This is a genomic window from Micromonospora sp. NPDC005174 (genome assembly GCF_040608495.1).
Taxonomy (GTDB): Bacteria; Actinomycetota; Actinomycetes; order Mycobacteriales; family Micromonosporaceae; genus Micromonospora.
Map to the genome: position 1 here is coordinate 93,325 of NZ_JBEXIJ010000016.1, position 19,725 is coordinate 113,049.

At 71.5% G+C, this 19,725-nt stretch carries 20 protein-coding genes; 10 read left to right on the forward strand and 10 right to left on the reverse strand.

Annotated features, from left to right (window positions below):
* Positions 1–22: 22 nt before the first annotated feature.
* Positions 23–1,054 (reverse strand): hypothetical protein, encoded by a 1,032-nt coding sequence (locus tag ABZU91_RS18960; protein ID WP_355241742.1) that lies wholly within the window; start codon positions 1,052–1,054, stop codon positions 23–25.
* Between the two features lie 355 nt (positions 1,055–1,409).
* On the opposite strand from ABZU91_RS18960, the gene ABZU91_RS18965 reads away from it, so the two are divergent.
* The 4 genes from ABZU91_RS18965 to ABZU91_RS18980 all read left to right on the forward strand — a co-directional run bounded on the left by ABZU91_RS18965 (position 1,410) and on the right by ABZU91_RS18980 (position 4,816).
* The gene (locus tag ABZU91_RS18965; protein WP_355241745.1) at positions 1,410–1,604 is read left to right on the forward strand and encodes a hypothetical protein; all 195 of its coding nucleotides are present in this window, start codon (positions 1,410–1,412) and stop codon (positions 1,602–1,604) included.
* Positions 1,605–1,673: 69 nt separating this feature from the next.
* A complete protein-coding gene (locus ABZU91_RS18970; protein ID WP_355241748.1) occupies positions 1,674–2,153 on the forward strand; it encodes a hypothetical protein in 480 nt (159 codons plus the stop codon).
* Positions 2,154–2,210: 57 nt separating this feature from the next.
* The gene (locus tag ABZU91_RS18975) at positions 2,211–3,245 is read left to right on the forward strand and encodes an NAD-dependent epimerase/dehydratase family protein (protein ID WP_355241751.1); all 1,035 of its coding nucleotides are present in this window, start codon (positions 2,211–2,213) and stop codon (positions 3,243–3,245) included.
* 677 nt (positions 3,246–3,922) lie between these two features.
* Positions 3,923–4,816, forward strand: coding sequence for a septum formation family protein (locus tag ABZU91_RS18980; RefSeq protein ID WP_355241754.1), 894 nt, complete (start codon positions 3,923–3,925; stop codon positions 4,814–4,816).
* A 6-nt stretch (positions 4,817–4,822) separates the two neighbouring features.
* Here the strand turns inward: ABZU91_RS18980 and ABZU91_RS18985 are convergent, their stop codons facing one another.
* The gene (locus tag ABZU91_RS18985; RefSeq protein WP_355241757.1) at positions 4,823–5,836 is read right to left on the reverse strand and encodes a hypothetical protein; all 1,014 of its coding nucleotides are present in this window, start codon (positions 5,834–5,836) and stop codon (positions 4,823–4,825) included.
* Between the two features lie 125 nt (positions 5,837–5,961).
* Between ABZU91_RS18985 and ABZU91_RS18990 the strand changes: the two genes are divergently transcribed.
* From ABZU91_RS18990 to ABZU91_RS19010, 5 genes are all read left to right on the forward strand, one after another.
* On the forward strand, positions 5,962–6,357 hold the full coding sequence (locus tag ABZU91_RS18990) for a VOC family protein (protein WP_355241760.1): 396 nt from the start codon (positions 5,962–5,964) through the stop codon (positions 6,355–6,357).
* Positions 6,358–6,475: 118 nt separating this feature from the next.
* On the forward strand, positions 6,476–7,654 hold the full coding sequence (locus ABZU91_RS18995; RefSeq protein WP_355241762.1) for an ATP-binding protein: 1,179 nt from the start codon (positions 6,476–6,478) through the stop codon (positions 7,652–7,654).
* Between the two features lie 43 nt (positions 7,655–7,697).
* Positions 7,698–8,849, forward strand: coding sequence for a hypothetical protein (locus tag ABZU91_RS19000; RefSeq protein ID WP_355241967.1), 1,152 nt, complete (start codon positions 7,698–7,700; stop codon positions 8,847–8,849).
* The gene (locus tag ABZU91_RS19005) at positions 8,822–9,535 is read left to right on the forward strand and encodes a response regulator transcription factor (protein WP_355241765.1); all 714 of its coding nucleotides are present in this window, start codon (positions 8,822–8,824) and stop codon (positions 9,533–9,535) included. Before ABZU91_RS19000 ends, ABZU91_RS19005 begins: the two co-directional genes overlap by 28 nt.
* 71 nt (positions 9,536–9,606) lie before the next feature.
* Positions 9,607–10,317 carry a hypothetical protein gene (locus tag ABZU91_RS19010; RefSeq protein WP_355241768.1) on the forward strand — a complete coding sequence of 237 codons (711 nt, stop codon included), beginning with the start codon at positions 9,607–9,609 and terminating at the stop codon, positions 10,315–10,317.
* Between the two features lie 40 nt (positions 10,318–10,357).
* Here ABZU91_RS19010 and ABZU91_RS19015 read toward each other — a convergent pair whose 3' ends face one another.
* From ABZU91_RS19015 to ABZU91_RS19030, 4 genes are all read right to left on the reverse strand, one after another.
* Positions 10,358–11,110 carry a lysophospholipid acyltransferase family protein gene (locus ABZU91_RS19015; RefSeq protein WP_355241771.1) on the reverse strand — a complete coding sequence of 251 codons (753 nt, stop codon included), beginning with the start codon at positions 11,108–11,110 and terminating at the stop codon, positions 10,358–10,360.
* Between the two features lie 92 nt (positions 11,111–11,202).
* On the reverse strand, positions 11,203–13,263 hold the full coding sequence (locus ABZU91_RS19020) for a glycogen debranching N-terminal domain-containing protein (protein WP_355241774.1): 2,061 nt from the start codon (positions 13,261–13,263) through the stop codon (positions 11,203–11,205).
* Positions 13,263–13,634 carry an SCP2 sterol-binding domain-containing protein gene (locus ABZU91_RS19025; RefSeq protein WP_355241777.1) on the reverse strand — a complete coding sequence of 124 codons (372 nt, stop codon included), beginning with the start codon at positions 13,632–13,634 and terminating at the stop codon, positions 13,263–13,265. Before ABZU91_RS19025 ends, ABZU91_RS19020 begins: the two co-directional genes overlap by 1 nt.
* A 312-nt stretch (positions 13,635–13,946) precedes the next feature.
* A complete protein-coding gene (locus tag ABZU91_RS19030) occupies positions 13,947–14,363 on the reverse strand; it encodes a CBS domain-containing protein (protein ID WP_355241780.1) in 417 nt (138 codons plus the stop codon).
* Between the two features lie 148 nt (positions 14,364–14,511).
* On the opposite strand from ABZU91_RS19030, the gene ABZU91_RS19035 reads away from it, so the two are divergent.
* Positions 14,512–15,093, forward strand: coding sequence for a nucleotidyltransferase family protein (locus ABZU91_RS19035; RefSeq protein ID WP_355241783.1), 582 nt, complete (start codon positions 14,512–14,514; stop codon positions 15,091–15,093).
* Positions 15,094–15,139: 46 nt separating this feature from the next.
* On the opposite strand, the gene ABZU91_RS19040 is transcribed toward ABZU91_RS19035, so the two are convergent.
* From ABZU91_RS19040 to ABZU91_RS19055, 4 genes are all read right to left on the reverse strand, one after another.
* Positions 15,140–15,580: a PPOX class F420-dependent oxidoreductase gene (locus tag ABZU91_RS19040; RefSeq protein ID WP_355241785.1), complete on the reverse strand. Its 441-nt coding sequence runs from the start codon at positions 15,578–15,580 to the stop codon at positions 15,140–15,142.
* A gap of 136 nt (positions 15,581–15,716) precedes the next feature.
* Entirely contained in the window at positions 15,717–16,742 is a 1,026-nt protein-coding gene (locus ABZU91_RS19045; RefSeq protein ID WP_355241788.1) for an aspartate-semialdehyde dehydrogenase, read from the reverse strand.
* A 253-nt stretch (positions 16,743–16,995) separates the two neighbouring features.
* Entirely contained in the window at positions 16,996–18,333 is a 1,338-nt protein-coding gene (locus ABZU91_RS19050; RefSeq protein ID WP_355241791.1) for a pitrilysin family protein, read from the reverse strand.
* Complete coding sequence (locus tag ABZU91_RS19055) at positions 18,330–19,622, reverse strand: pitrilysin family protein (RefSeq protein WP_355241794.1); 1,293 nt, start codon at positions 19,620–19,622, stop codon at positions 18,330–18,332. Before ABZU91_RS19055 ends, ABZU91_RS19050 begins: the two co-directional genes overlap by 4 nt.
* Positions 19,623–19,725: the final 103 nt, after the last annotated feature.

The window sequence follows — 19,725 nt, forward strand, 5'->3', positions numbered from 1 at the left end:
AGGCGGCATCGCCCGTCGGCGATCACGTAATCCACACGGGATCGTCGTCGACCGGACGGAACAGCTCGGCGAGCGCACGGTGCAGCGCCACGCCCCCAACCTGCGGCACTCGGTAGGTGTTGCGCCGTGCCTGCTGAACCAGGCTGGGATCCGGAGCGAGCCCGTACTCGCGCAGGTAGTACGTCACGGTGTCGGTCCACACGAACGTCCCGTCGGTTCGGTACGACATCGGCACCACGTCACCCCGATGCGGATCGACGACGTCCGCCATGAGGTCGGTGGTTTCGAGCACACCGACACCCTGGTCCAGGTAGCGCAGCAGCTGTCGCCGCTCCGGATCGGACATCCGCCCATGGTCATCGGCGAAACGTGGTCCCCCGACGGCGTCCACGGAGTCGAAGACACGGGCCAACTCGATCGGCGCGACCACCTCGGCGGCCCACAGCAACGCCGATGACGCTCGGGCACGCTGCAGATGTGCGGGTTGTTCCGTACCTGTCGCATAGGACTCCACCAGCGGCAGTTCCACACCGGTAGCGATCAACGCCTGCATCACCGCACCGGTCGCCTCGGCCAGCTCGGTCACCGGGGCATCGAGCTCGAGCACATACACCCGTTCGCCGGGCCCACGCCAGGAACGCCAGAGCGCGACCGCGCCCGAGAGTCGAGCTGCCTCAGCTACTGCGGCGCGGTCGGCCGCGTCCATAGCCGCGTCGCTGGCCGGCTCAGGCCCGCTGGTGAGGTCTAGTACGGGCGGCATCTGTTCGGCTGGCACGGAACCCGGTTCAACGGGCGTGAACGCGATCCCGGTCACCGCGGCCGACACCGGCACGGGTGGCTCCACACCCTCGGGAAGGTACAGGCCGAGTAGCTGGCGATCATTCTGATGCAACTCGGGGTTGGCGTCAGCGACTACTTCCGCCGCTGTTGCTGCGTCGCCCTCGGCCAGGGCGAGGCGGGCTTTCACCAGCGCCTCGTCGGACATGCGCGTCGCCGCCCGCAGGAGCAGTCGGTGCAGCATCGCCTCCGGTGGTGCCGCAATGTACGTACGCATGGTGTCAACCCCCGTGTCGTTCTTGTCTGCCCGCACAGGAGAAACCTCCGGACGAACGTCGAACCAGCGTGGAGAACCGGCCCTGGGACGGACGAGCAGGATCCCGCTGTCAAATTACTGCCGCCTTGCCGCTGACGCCATCCGGACACCTCCGGGCGCCACACCGTCTGTCTGAGGCTCGTGCAGTGCCGTCCAGGTCGGAGCTTGGCCTCCTCGATCTGCTTGCTGAGCAGGTCAGGCCGTCGACGTCTCATCGCGCTCCACGCGGCGACGATTTCGCCACCTGATCACCCATTCGCGTCGATGCGCCGTGTTGGTCTGTACGCCGGCTGCCGATTCACGGCAGGCTGACACGATGCGGAGACTGACCTTCGGCATGAACGTGAGTCTGGACGGCTATGTCGCCGCGCCCGGCGGCGACCTCGGCTGGGGTGTGCCGAGCGACGAGCTGTTCCAATTCTGGTCCGACCGGGTGGGTGCGACCGGCACGGCACTGTACGTACGCAGGCTGCGCTCGGGAGGGATTGCCCCCGGTCCGTCGGCAAAATGACGTAGCGGACGTGTACGTTCTCCCGGCCGCCCCACGGGTGGTGACGTGGCAGCCGATCGGGAGACTTCTGTGGGTGTTCTGTACGACTACTTCCGCGCTTCCGACGACGAGGCCGTCGCGAAGCTGATGGCCGTCACCGACGGCGGCCCGGTGGTGTGCGCGGGAGATTCGCCCGTCGAGGATGCTGTGGACGCCAAGGGGATCGATCCGCCCGTCGTCCTCGGCCGGGTCGTCTCGTTCGCCCTCGACGTGCCGTGGGAGCCCGACCTTGTCGGGGAACGGCTCATCTGGCCGGACGGTGCTGCTGAGGACCGTGAGTACGAAGGACCGTGGGTCGTCGTGTTGGGCGATCACGCCCGCGACGTACTTGCGGACATCCCGGATGACCAGTTGCCGGGCCTGGCTGAGCGGTGGTCACACGTCGAGGAGCTGTCCCACTACAGCGACACGGGACCGGAGCTCATGCTGTCGCGCTTGCGGGAGTTCGTTGGACTGGCCCGCCGAGCGCGCACGAACGGGGAGCACATCTACTGCTGGATCTGCCTCTAGCTAGTCGCCAGCCGTCCGAGATACAGCCCGCAGCCGACCAAGGCGCAAGATGAACCCATGCGGTTGCTGGTGCTTGGCGGAACCTGGTTCGTAGGGCATGCCGTCGTTACGACTGCTATCAGTGCAGGCTGGGAGGTGACGACTTTCAACCGCGGTACCTCAGATCCCTTCCTGGAAGCCGTGCGGCATGTCAGAGGCGACCGGACCCGTCATGCGGACGTCGTTGCTCTGGCGACCGCCGGGCCTTGGGATGCCGTTGTCGACACCTCGGGCTACGTGCCGAGGAACGTCCTCGACGTCGCTCGCGCGCTCGCCCCCGTTACCCATCGCTACGTATTCGTGTCGACGCTCAGCGTCTATCGAGACTGGCCGGTCAAGCCGCTGAGCGAGCAATCTGAGGTGCTTTACTGCCCACCGGACGCCGGCCCCGATTACGGCACGGACACCGAGGACGGACCGACCCGCTACGGCTATCAGAAGGCCGGCTGCGAGACAGCCGCGCTCGCTGCGTTCGGGGCGGACCGAGCCACGATCCTGCGGGCTGGCGTCGTGCTCGGCCCGCGTGAGTACGTCGGCCGCCTGCCCTGGTGGCTAGGCCGTGTGGCCGCTGGCGGCGAGGTGCTAGCGCCAGGCTCGCCGAACCGGACAGTTCAACCGATCGACGTACGCGACCTGGCCGCGTTCGCGCTGCGCAGCATCACCGACGACTTGGTTGGCGCGTTCAACGTCTGCGCACCGGTGGGTGGCGCGACTTTTGGCGGACTACTGGCGGACTGCGCCCACTCGACGAGGGCCGACGCCTCCTTCACCTGGATTCTTGACGACTTTCTGCTCGCTCAGGGCGTCCGGCAGTGGTCCGAACTGCCGCTCTGGCGCACCTTCGACGGCGTGTGGAACGTCGACACCACTGCCGCGCAGGCCGGTGGCCTCCGCACCCGCCCACTCGAATTGACCATCCGGGACACCTGGCGGTGGTTGGTCGAGAGCGGGAGCGTCAGCAACCACGACCGCGCCGCCGGAATCGGGATCAGCTTGGAGAAGGAAGCGCAGGTGTTGGCCGCCTGGCACCGCTCACACAAGCGGTCGAGCTGAGGTCTCCGACAGCCACACCGCTATCTGGTTGGCAAGCAACCGAGCATCGGCATCGCCGTTCCACGGTGCCTCGTCCAACAGACGTTCCATCCGTGCCAACCGACCGGTTAGCGAGACGTTGCGCTTGTACGGTGGCAGGGCCAGCACCCCATGCAGCGTCTCGGCCGCCCCGTCCAGGTCTCGCAGGTAGAGGTGAGCAGCCGCCAGGTCGATATTCGTGCCGATGACCTGCGAGTAGGGCCGCCCCGGTGGTGCGCCTAGAAGACAGCGCGGTGAAACGACTTCACCTCTCGATGCGGCAGACGCGGATCTTGCGTTACCGCCTGGCCCGCCTGCTGGCCCTGGCGACGGCAGGGCGCACGACCGTGGACACGACGAAGGTCGCTGACGCAGCGACAGGAGGTGCCCGGTGGGTGTCTACGGGCGATCCCACCTACGGCGTTAATAAGGCGTGACGTTCGAGGAGTACGCGTTCGCTCGTACACCGGCGCTGGCGCGGCTCGGAGGGCCTGGCGATCTTCGGCGGGTACCGGCCGGCCGGCGACATCGACCGCCCCGACACGTGGTGACGACACCTGACGGTAAGGCCAACCAGAAGGCACCGGAAGCCGGTGCCGGTTCGTCGCGGCCGTGCCATATGCTGCGCGCGTTCGACACGGGGGCACGGGGAGAAACACATGCGACGGTACGGCTGGGCGGCGCTCACGGCTGCGTTCCTCACGGCGGCGCTGGCGGGCTGCGGCACGCCGGCCGGCACGGATGGTGACCTGGCCGACGACTGGCGGCCGATGGCGGCGGCGCAGCAGTTCGTCCCGAAGGCCGACGAGTGTCACCTCATCGACGAGGCCACGTCGTACCTCAGCAGCTACTCCCCCGTCGACTGCGCGAAGACGCACAAGGTGGAGACCTTCCACGTCGGCACCTTCACCGGCGCTCTGGCTACCCGCACCGCGCCGCCCAAGACGGAGTCGGCGACGATGCGGTCGACCTTTGCCGACTGTGACAAGCGCGCGAAGCAGTTCGTGGGCGGCGACTGGCGCGATGCCCGTCTGTCGGTGCAGGTCGCGCCGGCGTCGCCGGCCGCCTGGTCGGGTGGCGCGCGCTGGTACCGGTGCGACATCTTCGAGCTGGACGAGGTCAACGGCCCGAACGGCGAGAGCGATGCGGCGATCCAACGGGGTGGATCGCTGCGTAACGCCCTGGCCAGCCGCTCCCCGCTGCACTACGGGTGCATGAACGAGGACAAGTGGCAGATGCTGCGGCCGGTCGCCTGCACCGCCGGACACCAGTTCGAGTACGCCGGCACCTGGATTGCACCGGATCGCTCCTGGGCTGACGCGACCCGGGACGAGGACTCCATCCACGCGGCCTGCCGGAAGGTCGTCGCCGGTTACGCGAAGGTGCCGGTGGACGGCGATCTGATCTACCGCACCGGCACCTCGTACCGCTTCCCGAACCGCCTGCTGTGGGAGCGCGGCGACCGTGGCGTGCGCTGCTACTACTGGTCCGGCGGCACCAACGTCAAGCGTTCGATCGCCGGCGGCGGCACGAAGGCGCTGCCGATCCGCTGAGCCGGGTCAGCTCGGCCCCAGCAGCGCCGCCAGCGCGGCGTCACCCTGCCCGAGCTGTGACCCGCCGGGCGGTGCCACCACCAGGAAGCGCCGGCAGGCGTCGAGTTCGACGTACCACTCGGGTCCGCTCCCGTCGGCGGGCCGGAGCACCGCGAAGCGGGACGCCGGGGTCGCGCAGTCGGCCGCCGGTCGGGTGCCGGCCAGCGCCCGGAGCACGTCCGCCTGCCGCTCGGGTGGCAGCGGTCGGCCGTACACGAAGTCACCTGCGGGTTTGCCGCCGCCCCGCTCGGACGGCGGCACCTGGTAGACGCAGAGGCGCAGCGGTCCGGCCTTCGGTGCGGCGGCCGGCGCGACGCGGCCGGGACGTCCGACGGTGCCCTCGACCCACACCATGTCCGACCAGCGCTGCGCGCACCCGGCGGCCTCGGCCTCCGAGGATTCGACAACCCCGACGGTACGACTGTCGACGGTGGTCAACCGCAGCCCGTCCAGCGCCGCGCGTACCTCCGGGCGCGGCTTGCCGCAGGCATCCATCGGCAGGTACGGCCGCAGCCACCGACCCTTGTCGTCGAGCAGCGCCAGCCAGGGTGGGACGAGCAGGTCGGCGGTGCAGGCGACCTGCCCTGGGCCCCTCTCCTGGTCGGCCAGGCCCAGCGCGGCCACCAGCGGCCCGATGTCGTCGGCGCGGCGCTCGGTGGCCACCTGCTCCCGGCCGCCACCTGCTCCCGGCACGACGTTACGCCCGCACAGCACGGCGGCGAGCGGGGCGAAATCCGGATCGATCCGCCCGACCCGCGGCTCGACCCCGGCCGGCGTGGCCGACCCACCCGCCTCCGGGGGTACGGGCAGCATGGCGCCCGCCTGCGGTGCGATCTCGGCGCACGAGGTCCACTTCTCGACGATCGCCGCCGGGCCGGGGCCTCCCGGCGTGCTGGCCGGGCCCGCGCAGCCGGCCAGTGCCAGGCCGCACAGCCCCACGCCGAGAAGCGCCGCCACCAGAGTCGTTCCGCCTGAGCGCATCCCGCTCACCACCTCTCTGCCGTGGGATCAGACGGGTGCGGGCCCGACGGGGTTCCCGCGTGATGTCGCCGACCATGGGTGACGCCGCCCGCCGGGGCGGGAGCGTCCGTCGGCAGAATGGCCGGATGGCACATCTGGGACTGGTCGCCCTGCTGGTTGACGAGTACGACGAGGCGATCGACTTCTACGTCGGCGGGCTCGGCTTCGAGTTGGTGGAGGACACTCCCCGCCCGGACGGCTCACGCTGGGTGGTGGTGCGCCCTCCCGGTGCCCGCGAGACGGCGCTGCTGCTGGCCCGCCCGAGCACCGCCGAGCAGCAGGCGCGGGTGGGCGACCAGACCGGCGGACGCGTCGGCCTGTTCCTGTACACCGAGGACTTCGCCGCAGCTCACGCCCGCATGGTCACGGCCGGCGTACGGTTCCTGGAGGCGCCTCGACACGAGTCGTACGGCTCGGTGGCGGTCTTCGCCGACCTGTACGGCAACCGGTGGGACCTGATCCAGCCCCGCAGCGCAGAGTAACGACACGGCGACACAGCGCGTACAGTGGGTGAAGGCTCACCGTACGCCATGCTATTCTCCGATGTCGATCTCCGCCGTGCGGACCCGGACCGGGTCGTTGTCGGAAGGACACCTCCCGATGCCGGCGACTGCCGCCCCGACCATGCCACCGCCCGCCCTGGACAGTCCGGCCGGCGGCGCGTTCAGCTTCATCTTCACCACGCTGCCGGCCCTGCTGCGGCTGACGTGCGGGCTGGTCGGTGCCGCCGTGGCGCTGTCGGTGCGTACCCCACCGGTCGACGAGGCCCTGCTGCTACCTGGCGTGGCCGCGCTGACCGGGTGGTCGGTCTGGTACGCCGTCCGCGCGCTGCGCCACGGGATCGGGCCCGCGCTGGTCGCCGGTGACGTCGCGGTGACAGTGGTGGCCTGCCTGCTCATCCCCCGCCTGGTGGCGCCCGAGGTGCTGCCCGGCGAGGGCAGCTGGATCGCGGTGCTCGCCAGCACCACGGTGATCAACGCCCAGGCCACCGCCAAGGCCCGCTGGTCGGTCCCCGTCGGGCTGCTGGTCACCGCCGCGTACGTGGCGGGCGCGCAGGCGGCCGGTAACGTCACCGAGGCCCAGGCACACGCCGCCACCCTGCTCGTGCAGACCGGCTGTACCGCGATGATGACGGGGGTGATGCGCCGCCGGATCGGGCGGGCCGACCACGCCTTCGCCGAGCACCAGCGGGTCACCCGGGAGGCGTTGGTCGCCCGGACCGCTCGGGAGGCCGAGCGTCAGCAGAATCGGGACCTGCACGACACCGTGCTCGGCACCCTGACCATGGTGGGGCTGGGCGCGGTGTCCGGCCCGTCGGCCTCGTTCCGTGGGCGGTGCGCCACCGACCTCCGTACCCTCGTCGCGGTCACCGACCTCGGCCCAGCGCCCGGTGACGGCCCGGTGCTGCTCGACGAGCGGTTGCGCACGGTGCCCGACCGGCTGCCCGAGCTGCCGGTCCACCTGGAGCTGACCGCCTGCGCGGTGCCCGCCGGGGTGGCCGACGCGATCACCGAGAGCGCCTACGCGGCACTGTCCAACGTGGTCCGGCACGCCCCGGGCGCGCGGACCACGTTGCGGCTGAACCGCGACGCGGTCGCCGTCGTGGTCGAGGTGGTCGACGACGGTCCCGGCTTCGACCCGGAGACGGTCCCCGCCCACCGGTACGGGTTGCGCGAGTCGATCCGCGGGCGGATGGCCGCTGTCGGCGGGCGGGCCGAGGTGCGGTCCGCGCCGGGTGCGGGCACCCGAATCCGGCTGGAGTGGCCCGGTGTCGGCTGACCTCGGCGCGTCGGCGGACCGCGCCGACCTCCGCGTGGCGCCGGTGCCGCGGCCCCGCCCGGCCGACGGGTCCACACCCGAGCCGACCGCGCTCGCCGCGCCGGCCGCCGTCGCCCAGGCCTCCGACCGGGGGGCCCGGATCGTCGCCGTTGCCATCGCGCTTGCCTGGCATGTCGCGATCGGACTGCCGGCGGTGCTGGCGACCCGCACGCAGTTCACCGCGCCCACTGTGGTGCTGGGCGGCTGGGTCCTGGTCGCCGTGACGGGGGCGGTGGCCGGCGTCCGGCTGCTGCGCGGCGCGCCGTTGCCGCCGTGGCCGCTGGCCGGGGTGCTGCTCGCCGTCGACGCGGCGGTCTTCGCCACCGTCGGCGAACGGCAGCTGTTCACCGCCGCCAACTGGGTGTGGGGCACCCTCGGCTGGTTCTTCGTGCTGGCCCTGTGGGGACGACGGGTCAGCGGCCTCGTCGCCCTGCTGGCCACCCACGCGATGATCGCACTCGCCGCCGTCCTCGCGTACGCGCCGGGCACGGCCGACCTGGCCCGCTACACCATGTACGTGTACGGCACCTTCTCCCTGCCGGTGGCGGTCTTCGCCGGCAGCGCGGTGATCGTCGGCCTGGCCCGGGACCGGGCCGCGGCAGCCACGGCGATGCACACGCTCGCCGCCGAACGGGCCGCCGCCGAGCGGGGCCGGCAGGAACGCCGTGACCGGCTCGCCCTGGTGGGCACGGCGGCCGGGCGGGTGCTCGGCGAGTTGGCTGCCGGGGAGGCGGACCCGGACGACCCGGAGGTACAGCGCCGGTGCGTACTGGCCGCGGCCCGGCTGCGCCGCCTGATCGCCGAATCCGACGACGTGCCCGACCCGCTGCTGCACGAGTTGCGGGCCGCCGCCGACCTGGCCGAACGCAACGGGCTGCCGATCGACCTGGTCGCGATCGGCAACCCGCCCCCGCTGCCGGTGGAGATCCGTCGCCGGCTGGCCGACCCGCTCACCAGTTTGCTGGCCGACGCCCGGGGTTGGGCCCGCCTGACCGTGGTGGCCGGCCCCGACGAGGTGGTGGTCAGCCTCGTCACGCCGGACCGGGAGGGACCGGACGCGACCGGCCCTCCAACCGAACACGAGGACGGGCCGGTGCAACAGCTATACGAACGGGACGGGGACATCAGATGGGCGCAGACCCGGTGGTCGGGGTGACCGGTGACCGGCCGGTCGGGGTGGCGATCGTCGACGACCATCCGGTGGTCGTCGAGGGGGTACGCGCCTGGCTCGCCAGCGAACCGCGACTGGCCGTGCTGGCCACCGGGGACGACCCGGACGAGGTGCTGCGCGCGGCGCCGGACGCCGACGTCGTCCTGCTCGACCTGCGCCTGCACGGCCGGATGGCCCTGGACAAGCTGGCCGAGCTGAGCGCCACGGGACGGCGGGTGGTGGTCTACTCGGAGCACACCGACCCGGAGACGATGCTCGCCGCGCTGGACGCCGGAGCGGTGGCGTTCCTGGCCAAGCACGAGGGCCGCGAGCACTGCGTGGCGACCGTGCTGGCCGCGGCGAGTGACCGCCCGTACGTGCCGCCGGCGCTGGCCGGCGCAATGGTCGGCGATCCGAGACCGGACCGGCCGATGCTCTCCGACAAGGAGCGCGAGGCGCTGCTGCTCTGGTTCCAGTCGATGTCCAAGGCGTCAGTCGCCCGTCGCATGCGGATCAGCGAGCACACAGTGAAACAGTACGTCGACCGGGCGCGGATCAAGTACACCCGGGCGGGCCGCCCGGCAGCCACAAAGGCGGCACTGTTGGCCCGTGCGATCGAGGACGGCCTCGTCCGCCCGGAGGAGATCGGCATCTACCGGTCACAGGCGACGCACGACCGGCCGACCCCCTAACGGGCGTCATGACAAGTAGCCGGCCGATCGGCAAAGCTCGACGCATAGCCACTCACCGGGAGGTCGTGACGATGCATGGCGACGCGTCCCCCTTCTTCATAGGCCCACACCGATTCGATGCGGCGGACGACGACGCCGGCCCCACCCTCGACCGGCGGTACGACATGCGTCCGCTGCCCGGCGAGAAGGTGCTCGGTCGACATCGGCTGCTCGTCGCTGGCTATCTGCTCGGGCCGACGGAGACACGGCGCGCCTGGCAGCTCCCCGGTCCCGTCTCGGTGACCGTCACCGACCAGCGGATCTGCTGGGTGGGCACCGGCTCGCAGCTCTCCCTGGTCGCCAACGACACGCCCCGCTCCCGGCGCTCCGGGCGACTGACCGGCCTGATGACCGGCCAGATCCGGTGGCAGTGGCCGTCCCGGCTGGAGCTGCCGCCCACCGACCCGGCACGACTGATGATCGTCTGCGACGCGTTGCGCACCATCCAGCAGCCGGCGCTGGCACTGGGCGGCTCACCGGGCGAGGTCGTAGCCCTGGCTCGGCAGGTACGCCGGGCGGTGGCCACGTTCCGGCTCACCCGTCCGGAACTCGTGGACCTTTCCGCGCAGGAGCGCGACGTGCTGCTGCTGCGGGCCGGCCCTGCGCTGCTCGCCGGGGAAACCCGGATCACGCTGCCCGGCTCGCTGCCGGTCGAGTTCCGCTCCCGCGACGACTACTACCGCTCCGGGCCGGAGCCCAGCTCCTGGGACGGCTTCGCCGACGGCACATCCGGGCTTCGCTGACAGCTTGCGCGGGTGCCGCCGGCGGCTCGCGCCGGGTGTCTCAGACGCTGGGCGCGCGTTCCTCACCGGCGGCGTCCAACACGGCGGCCTCCTCCGGTGTCGGCGCGCTCCCGCCGAGGTGGGCCGGCAGCCACCAGGTGTCCTCCGGGCCGGTCGGCGCGTCCGGATACTCGCGCTGGGCCCGCTCGACGAGCGCGCTAAGCCGGGTGGTCAATTCGGCGGCCAGCACGTTCGGGTCCGGGAAGTCGGCCGGCAGGATCGGCTCGCCGATGAGTATCGTGATCGGCGTGTGACGCCGGGTGAGAGTACGGGGACGGCCCTTCGTCCAGAGTCGCTGGGTGCCCCACAGCGCGACCGGCAGCACCGGCACCTTCGCCGAACGGGCCATCCGCACGGTGCCGCTCTTGAGCTCCTTGACCGTGAACGACCGGCTGATCGTGGCCTCCGGGAAGACGCCCACCACCTCGCCGCGCTTGAGCGCGTCGACGGCCGACCGGAACGACGCCGCGCCGGCCTGCCGGTCCACCGGGATGTGGCGCATGCCGCGCATCAGCGGACCGGAGACCCGGTGCGCGAAGACCGACTGCTTGGCCATGAACCGCACCAGTCGGCCCGAGGCGTTCGCACCCAACCCCGCGAAGACGAAGTCGAGGTAACTGACGTGGTTACTGGCCAACACCGCGCCGCCGGTGCGGGGTACGTGGTGGGCGCCCTCGATGGTGATCTTCAGGTCGAGGACCCGGAACAGCGTCTTGGCAGCGGCGATAACGGGCGGGTACACGAGCTCCGGCATCCGCAGAATCTACCCTGCCCGGCTGGAGATCGCCTGGGTGCCGACCCGGCGGCGACGCGGCGTGTGCGGTGCCGCCGGGTGTCGTTCCAAGCTCAGTCGGCGAGGCTGTGCAGATCGAGCCGGCCGCGGGCGAACGCGTCCACCCGCCCCCACCGGCCCGGGATGTCCAGGACCTCGATGCGGCCCATCCCGACCGGCAGACGCGGCTCGACCGCCAGGTGCCCGTCGTGCGGTTCGAGGCCGAGCATCGTGCGCAACAACAGCAGCGGCGTACCCGTCGACCAGGCCTGCGGGCTGCACGCCGTCGGGTACTCCACCGGGAACTTCGTCAGCTCCCGGGGGTAGCCGCCGAACGCCTCCGGCAGCCGCCCGTCGAAGTAGGTGGCCGCGTCCAGGATGCCGTTGGCGATGGTGGCGGCCTCCTCGGCGAAGCCGTAGCGACGCAGCCCCCACGCGATGAAGGAGTTGTCGAACGGCCAGATCGTGCCGTTGTGGTAGCCGATCGGGTTGTACCGTGTCTCCCCCTCGGCGAGGGTCCGCACCCCCCAACCGGAGAACAGGCGCGGCCCGACCAGGTGCGCCGCGAGCTTCTCGGCCCGCTCGGGATCGACGATGCCGCTCCAGAGCAGGTGGCCGATGTTCGAGCTGAGGATGTCGCACTGGCGGCCGTCCGGGTCCAGGGCCAGCGCGTAGTACTCGCCGTCGTCCACCCACCAGTCCCGGTTGAACCGCTCCTTCAGCTCCGCCGCCTCCCGCTCCAACTGGTCGGCGAACTCCGGGTCGTTCCAGAACTTGCGGGCCATCCGCGCCGCGCGGACCTTCGCGTCGTACGCGTACCCCTGCACCTCGCAGGTCGCGCGCGGGAACGGCGGCAGGGTCCCGTCGGAGTACGAGATCGAGTCCCAGGAGTCCTTCCAGCACTGGTTCTCCAGGCCGGTCTCGGTGTTGCGGCGCTCGTACCAGATGTAGCCGGTGCCGACCAGGTCGGCGTAGCTGTCGATCCACTTGAGCGCGGCCCGGCACTCCTGTTCCAGCTCCTTGACCAGCGCGACGTCCCCGCTCCACCGCTCGTACTCGTCGAGCAGCACCACGAACAGTGGGGTGGCGTCCACCGATCCGTAGTACGGCGAGTGCGGTTGTTCCTCGAAGGCGGCGGTCTCGCCGTAGCGCATCTCGTGCAGGATCCGCCCCGGGTCCTCGTCCCGGAAGTCGTCGAACCGACTGCCCTGTAGGGACGCGAGGATGCGCAGCGTCGTCTTCGACAGCTGCGGCGTGAACGGCAACGTCTGTAGGCAGGTGAGGATGCTGTCCCGGCCGAACATGGTCATGAACCAGGGCAGGCCGGCGGCGGGTAGCGTCGCGCCACCGAGCGACAGCGGCGAGAAACGCAGCGCCGCCAGGTCGATCAGACTGCGTCGGTACGTGCTGGCGACCCGACCGTGTTCACTGTTGACCTTCGGGGCGTCGGCGATCCACCGCTCCAGGTCGTGTTGCAGGGCCAGCCGCTCGGCGCCGTGCACCCGCAGCCCCATCCGCAGGTCCCGGTCCCCGGGCCCGACCGCGCGCGTCTCCACGTGGATCGTCGCCTGCCACCGCTCGTTCGGCTCCAGGTGCACGGTGTACGCGAAACCCCGGTTGTCGTAGCGTGCCGGCACCGACGAGGAGATCTCCGTCTCGCGCCGGAAGTTGCCCCGGCGGTAGCCCAGACGCAGCTTGTCGGCCTCGACCTCGGTGTAGATCTCGCCCTTCTTGTTCAGGATCTCGTCCTTGACCTGGAACAGGTCGGCGAAGTCGGACGCCGCGTCCATCCGAACTTCCAGGTCGACCGCCTTCTCGTCGTGGTTGAGGATGGTGAGTTCCTCGCGGAAGCTGCCGCCGACCGCACGCTCGCGGATGATCGACAACTTCGCGTCCACGTAGTGCGTGGCCATCCCCGGCACCAGGAAGAACCGTGACTCGAAGTACTGCAGGTCGTCGTACGAGAGCGAGTTGAGGCGTTCTCCGTTCACGCTCAGCACCCACGTGGACAGGAACCGGGTGTCGATGGAGAAGAGCCCGGTCGGCTCGCTCGGCGTCGCCTCGATGTCGCCGGTGTCCTGGCAGACGACGAACGTGTTGCCGTCCAGGATCCGGATCGTGTTGCTCTGGCCCATCAGCGCATCTCCCCCGCGAAGCGGCGACGCGGCCCACGGGCGTCCGGCGACCCGGGAAAGATCCGCTCCACCTGTACGACCAACCGGGCGTCCCCCGACACCGTCATGTCCCCGCGCAGCAGGGCGGCCAGGCCGTGCTCACGACCGGACGCGATCTCGTCGAACAGCACCGGACTGGCGCCGATCACCGTGTCGGCCTCCCGGTCCTCCTGGCTCACGTTGAGCCGCCCGTGGTCGATCGTCAGCAGCCAGTGCCGGGTCTGCGCCCCCTCGTGCAGGTCGATCCGCAGTGTCCCGGCGGTCTTCGCCAGCAGAGGCTCGTACCCCCGCCGGTCCAGGTCCTCGAAGAACCTCGTGGTCGCGTCCACCATCGGGTCCACTCCTCCCAGTCGGCCAGGCCCCGGATTCCACCGCCGCCCTCGCGGCCGGGCACCGCACGTCCCCGCACGGGTCCCCGCACCCCGCAAACCCAACCTCGCCCGAAAAGGGTGACCCCACCCCGCCCTGCCGACCTGCCCCCACCCCCTCCCCCGCTCCGCCCCGGTGATCAAGAAGTTTGCGTCACGACACGCCGGAAGCGGTGACGCGAACCTCTTGATCACGGGGGTTCGAGAGGGGGTGGGGTGGGTGTGGGAGCGCCGGTCCTCCCGGGACGGGAGGACCGGCGCTCTGGCGCTCTTCGGTCAGTTGTTCGGGTCGTCGGCGCTGATGTCGGCCAGCACCGACTGCGGCTCCCGCTCGACCGCGAGGTCACCCATCGAAACCAGGCCGATCAGGCGGCCCTCGTCGACCACCGGCAGTCGGCGTACGGCGTAGGTACGCATCAGGTCCGCGGCGGACACCGCGTCGTCGTACTGGCTCACGGTGATCACGTCGCGGCTGGTGATCTCGCTCAGCCGGGTCGAGCCCGGGTCCATGTTCTCCGCGACACCCCGGACCGTGATGTCCCGGTCCGTGACGATACCGACGACACTGTCGCCATCGGTCACCACCACGTCGCCAATGGCGCTGTCGCGCATCTCCTGCGCGGCGGCGATCAGCGTGTCGTTGCCGTCCATCGTCACCAACCGGGTCGTCATGAACTCTCCGACCGTTGTCATGGTGCTCCCCTCTCGGTGTCGGCACGGCTCGTCTACCCGCCGCCCCGCAGGGGGTAACGCCATCGGCCGGGGCGGCTGCGGCCGATGGCCGAACGCGAGCGACGGGTGACCGGACCACACCTGGACGACACCCGCTAGCGTCCACGAGGTGCTGAGTGGCGAGCGTGAGCTGCGGGACCTGATCGGCGGCAACGCCTGGTTGACGCGGGCGTTGACCGTGGTCCGCGACTCCGGCCTGCCGGACGCCTGGATCGGCGCGGGCGCCCTGCGCGACCTGGTCTGGGGCGAGCGTTACGGCGACGGATTCGACCCGACGACCGTCCACGACGTCGACGTGGTCTTCTTCGACCCGGCGAGGCTGTCCCGCGACGACGACCAGCGGGCCACCGCCCGACTGACCGCTGCCTGGCCGGAAGCGCCCTGGCAGGCGCGCAACCAGGCGGCGGTACACACCTGGTACGCCTCGAAGTTCGGCGGAGAGCCGATCGCCCCGTACCGCAGCGTCGCCGAGGCGGTGGCCACCTGGCCGGAGTACGCCACTGCGGTGGCCGTACGCCTACCGGCCACCGGTGAGCTGGAAATCTGCGCCCCGCACGGCCTCGCGGACCTGCTGGGCGGGGTGTGGCGGCACAACCCGGCCCGGGTGGACGTCGCGCTGTCCCGACAGCGGCTGGCCCGTCACCGGCCCGCGCAGCGTTGGCCTCGGGTGACCGTGATCGAGCCGGGCTGACCCGATGGCCGCCATCCCCGGGAGGGCTCGATGTTCCACCAGGCCGTCAGCCGCGGGGCGGCATCCCGTAGATCCGCTCCACGTGCAGGCGTAGCACCAGCCGCCGCTCGGCGACCATGGCACTGCGGTATTCGGCCCAGTCCGGGTGCTCGCCGCGCAACGACCGGTAGAGCCCCACCAACTCCTCGACCGTAGCGTCGTCCACGTCGGCCGCCGGAGAGGTCAGCTCGGCACGCCCCTCCACCACCGCGTACGCCCAGCCGTCCTCGCTGGCGACGTGGAAGCTGGCTCGCGGGTCCCGTCGCAGGTTGGCGGTCTTGGCCCGGCCGTCGGTGACGGACACCCGGATCAGGCCGGCGGCACTGTCGAACGAATAGACCACAGTGGACATCTGTGGTCGTCCGTCCCGCTTGATGGTGGCCAGCACACCCATCGAACGACCGACGATCAGGTCGGTCAACGCCTGCTGGTTGGTGTCTTCCGGCACGGCTTCCTCCAGGTGGCGGGGACGGCTCCGTCCATCCAAACACGAGCCGAGCGCTCCTGCTTCCGACCTGTCGGTCCCGTCACGGACTGCGGGCCCCCACCGTGGACGGTCGGGGCCCGCAGTTCGACGGTGACGGTCAGCGTCGCTCGGCGGCGACCAACTCGGCGAGCTGTACGGCGTTGAGCGCCGCGCCCTTGCGGAGGTTGTCGTTGGAGCAGAACAGGGCCAGCCCGTACTCGACGGTCTCGTCGGCGCGGATGCGACCCACGTAGGTCGGGTCCTGCCCGGCGGCCTGCAACGGCGTCGGCACGGGGGTCAGCGCGACCCCGGGTGCGTCGGCGAGCAGTTCGTGGGCCCGCTGCGGGGTGAGCGGGCGCGCGAACCGGGCGTTGATCTGCAGCGAGTGGCCGGTGAAGACCGGTACGCGGACGCAGGTGCCGGAAACCTTGAGGTCGGGGATTTCCAGGATCTTGCGGCTCTCGTTGCGGAGCTTCTGCTCCTCGTCGGTCTCGAACGAGCCGTCGTCGACGATCGAGCCGGCCAGCGGCAGCACGTTGAAGGCGATCGGCTCGGCGAACGAGCGCGGCGCGGGGAACTCCACGGCCGACCCGTCGAAGGCGAGCCCGGCGGCATGCTCGGCGACCTTGCGGACCTGCTCGTCCAGCTCGGCGACGCCGGCCAGCCCGGCGCCGGAGACGGCCTGGTACGTCGAGACGACCAGCCCGATGAGACCCGCCTCGGCGTGCAGTGGGCGCAGCACCGGCATCGCGGCCATCGTGGTGCAGTTGGGGTTGGCGATGATGCCCTTCGGGCGGTCGGCCGCGGCGTGCGGGTTGACCTCGGCCACCACCAGCGGCACCAGCGGGTCCATCCGGAACGCGGACGAGTTGTCGATCACCACGGCACCGGCCTCGGCGACCTGGGGAGCCAGCTCCTTGGCTGTGCCCTTACCGGCCGAGAAGAGCACGATGTCCAACCCGGAGTAGTCCGCCGTCGCAGCGTCCTCGACGGTGACCTCCTCGTCGCGCCACGGCAGCGTACGCCCGGCGGACCGCGCCGAGGCGAACAACCGCACCTGCTCCGCCGGGAACTCCCGCTCCGCCAGCACCTGCCGCATCACGCCACCGACCTGGCCGGTGGCTCCCACAATGCCGATCCTCATGCCCGGAGGCTACCCACCCCACCCCCACAACCGAGAACCCTTTCCCACCCCCCGGGTCCCACCTCACACCCCGCCCCCGTCCCCCGCCCCCGTCCCCCTCCCGCCCCCCTCCCCCCCGCCCCTCCCGCGTCGATCATGAAGTTGTTGTCACCTGGTGCGGCGTGTCGTGGCAACAACTTCATGATCGACGGGAGGCAGGGCCGGAGGCAGGGCCGGGGGGAGGCCGGGACGAGCGCGGGGGGCGGGGGGAGGGTTAGGGGAGCATGTTTCCTAGGGCTGCGGACTCCAGGTCTTCGCGGATGACCGCTGCGTCGCCTTCGATGACCAGGGTCAGCGCGTCCGCGTGCAGGTGCGTGGCCGCCGCGGCGGAGACCTGGTCCACGTCGGCGTTGAGCAGCTCCTCGCGCAGCCGGGCGTGATAGTCGTCTGGCAGGTCGTGCACCACAAGCGTGGTCAGGGCGGACGCGATCGCCCGGGGGCTCTGCAACTCGACCGAGAGCTGCCCGGCCCGCCAGGAACGGGCCACGGCCAGCTCGTCCTCGGTCACGCCCTCGGCCTGCGTACGGGCGATCTCGCCCACCGCCTCGACCAGGGCCGGCGTGGTGACCGCTGTCTGCACGCCGGAGCTGACCGCGAACCGGCCGAACCGGCGGGACGAGGCGAACTCGCCCCGGATGCCGTACGTGTAGCCGCGCACCTCGCGGATCAGGTGGTTGAGCCGGGACGTGAACGCCCCGCCGAGGACCGTGCCGGCGAGGGTCATCGGTACGTGGTCGGGGTGCGCCCGGTGCGGCGACGGGTGGCCCAGCCGCAGCGTGGACTGCACCGAGCCCGGCCGGTCCACCAGGATGATCCGCCGGCCGGCGTGCACCGGCACCTCGATCGGGCCGCTCTGTTCGGCCGGGCCGCCCCCGGTGCCGGCGAACGCCGCTCGGGCCAGCGCGTCCAGGTCGATCCGGTCGAGGTCACCGGCGACGACGAGGGTGCCCGGCCGCAGGAACCACTCGGAGTGGAAGACCGTGATGTCCTCGGTGTCCAGGGCGGCCACCGAGTCCGGGTCGCCGTACATCGGTCGTCCCCAGCGGGTGTCGGCGCCGAACAGGTCGGCGCGCAGCGCGGCGTCGGCGCGCGGACCGGGGTTGGCCCAGTCCATGCGCAGCGCGTTCGCCTCGTCGTCGCGGACCCGCCGCACGTCGGCAGGGTCGAGTCGGGGCGTCCGGACGGCCTCGGCGAGCAGTTCCACGGCAGCGGTCAGCCGGTCGACCGGAACCTGGACGCTGACCTGGAACGAGTCCCAGTCCAGCCCGGTCACCAGCTCGGTGCCCAGCGCCTCGATGGCCAGCGCGTACGCCGTGCCGTCCCGCTGGGCGGTGCCCTCCTCGAGGGCCTTGGCGAGGACGCCGCCCAACCCCTCCTTGCCGGTCAGCTCGCGGCCGGCGCCGGCGTCGAGGAGCAGCAGCGCGACGGCGAGGTTCTGCCCGGGCAGGTGTGCCGCGACCACCTGGCCACCGGCTACCGCGCGGCGGACCACCGGCGGGAACCGGTACGGGCGAGCGGCACCCGGGCCGGGACGGTCGGTGATCAGCGTCATGCGGTCTCCTCGGGCAGGTAGGTCAGGGTCACCCGGTCTGCGGCGCCGAGCACCTCGGCGGCCGTCTCGGCGATCTGCTCGGCGGTCACCGCGAGCCAGGCGGGCAGCCGGTCGGCGGCCCGGGCCGGGTCACCGAACTGGGTGGCGTACCGCCCGAGCGTGTCCGCGCGGCCGTCCACCGTCGACATCTGCCGCCACCACGCGGTGCTCAGCAGCGCCTTGGCCCGGTCCAGTTCGGCGGCGGTGACCGGCACGGTGGCCAGTTCGTCGACGACCTCGGCGAGCCCGTCGACCAGCCGCTCGGCGCTCACGCCGGGGCGGGCGGTGGCGGTGGCGATCAGTGGCGCCGGGGCGTGCGCGAGGTCCACCCCGTACGCGCCGACCAGGTCGGGTTGGGCGATCCGCTCGCCGTCGGCGAGCCGCTGGTAGAGCCGGCTGCCACGGCCGCTGCCGAGCACGGTGGCGAGCACGGTGAGCACGTCGTAGCCGGGGCTGCCGAACGGGTGACCCCGATGGGCGATGTAGACGCGCGGCGCCGGCACGTCGGCGGTCACCGTCTCCACGGCGGGCTGCCCGGTCGGCGGGACGCTGCGACCGTCGGGCGCGGCCGGGATGTCGTCGCGGGCGTGCAGCGCCCCGAAGTACTTCTCGGCCAGCGCGAACACCTCGGCGGCCGGGGCGTCGCCGACGACGGTGAGCACCGCGTTGTTGGGCGCGTAGTACATCTCGTGGAACGCCTGGAAGGTGGCGAGATCGGCGGCGTTCAGGTCGGCCATCGAGCCGATCGTCGAGTGGTGGTACGGGTGCCCCGGCGGGTAGAGCAGCGGCAGCAGCCGCAGCCACGCGTCCCCGTACGGGACGTTCTCGTAGCGCTGCCGGCGCTCGTTCTTGACCACCTCGCGCTGGTTGTCCAGCGTCTCCTGGGTGAGCGCCGGGACCAGCCCACCCATCCGGTCGGCCTCCAGCCAGAGCGCCAGCTCCAGGTGCTCGGCCGGGACCGTCTCGAAGTAGTTCGTCCGGTCCGGGTTGGTGGTGGCGTTGAGCGATCCGCCGGAGCCCTGAATGAGCTTCATGTGCTCGGTCTTCGCCACGTTCACCGAGCCCTCGAACATGAGGTGCTCGAAGAGGTGGGCGAAGCCGGTCTGCCCGGCCGGCTCGTGCCGGGATCCGACGTCGTACCAGAGGTTGACGGCCACCGCGGGCGCGGTGCGATCCTCGCTCACCACCACACGCAGGCCGTTGTCCAGTCGGGACGTCTCGATGGGCCAGGGGTAACCACTGTCGGGCATGGCACGACGCTATCCGATCTCGCGGGCGGAGAGGTGACGTGCGGTGGGTCGGCGAGCCGACCCGCGCGGCGGCATCGAGTCGTCCGCTCGGGGTACCGCAGGG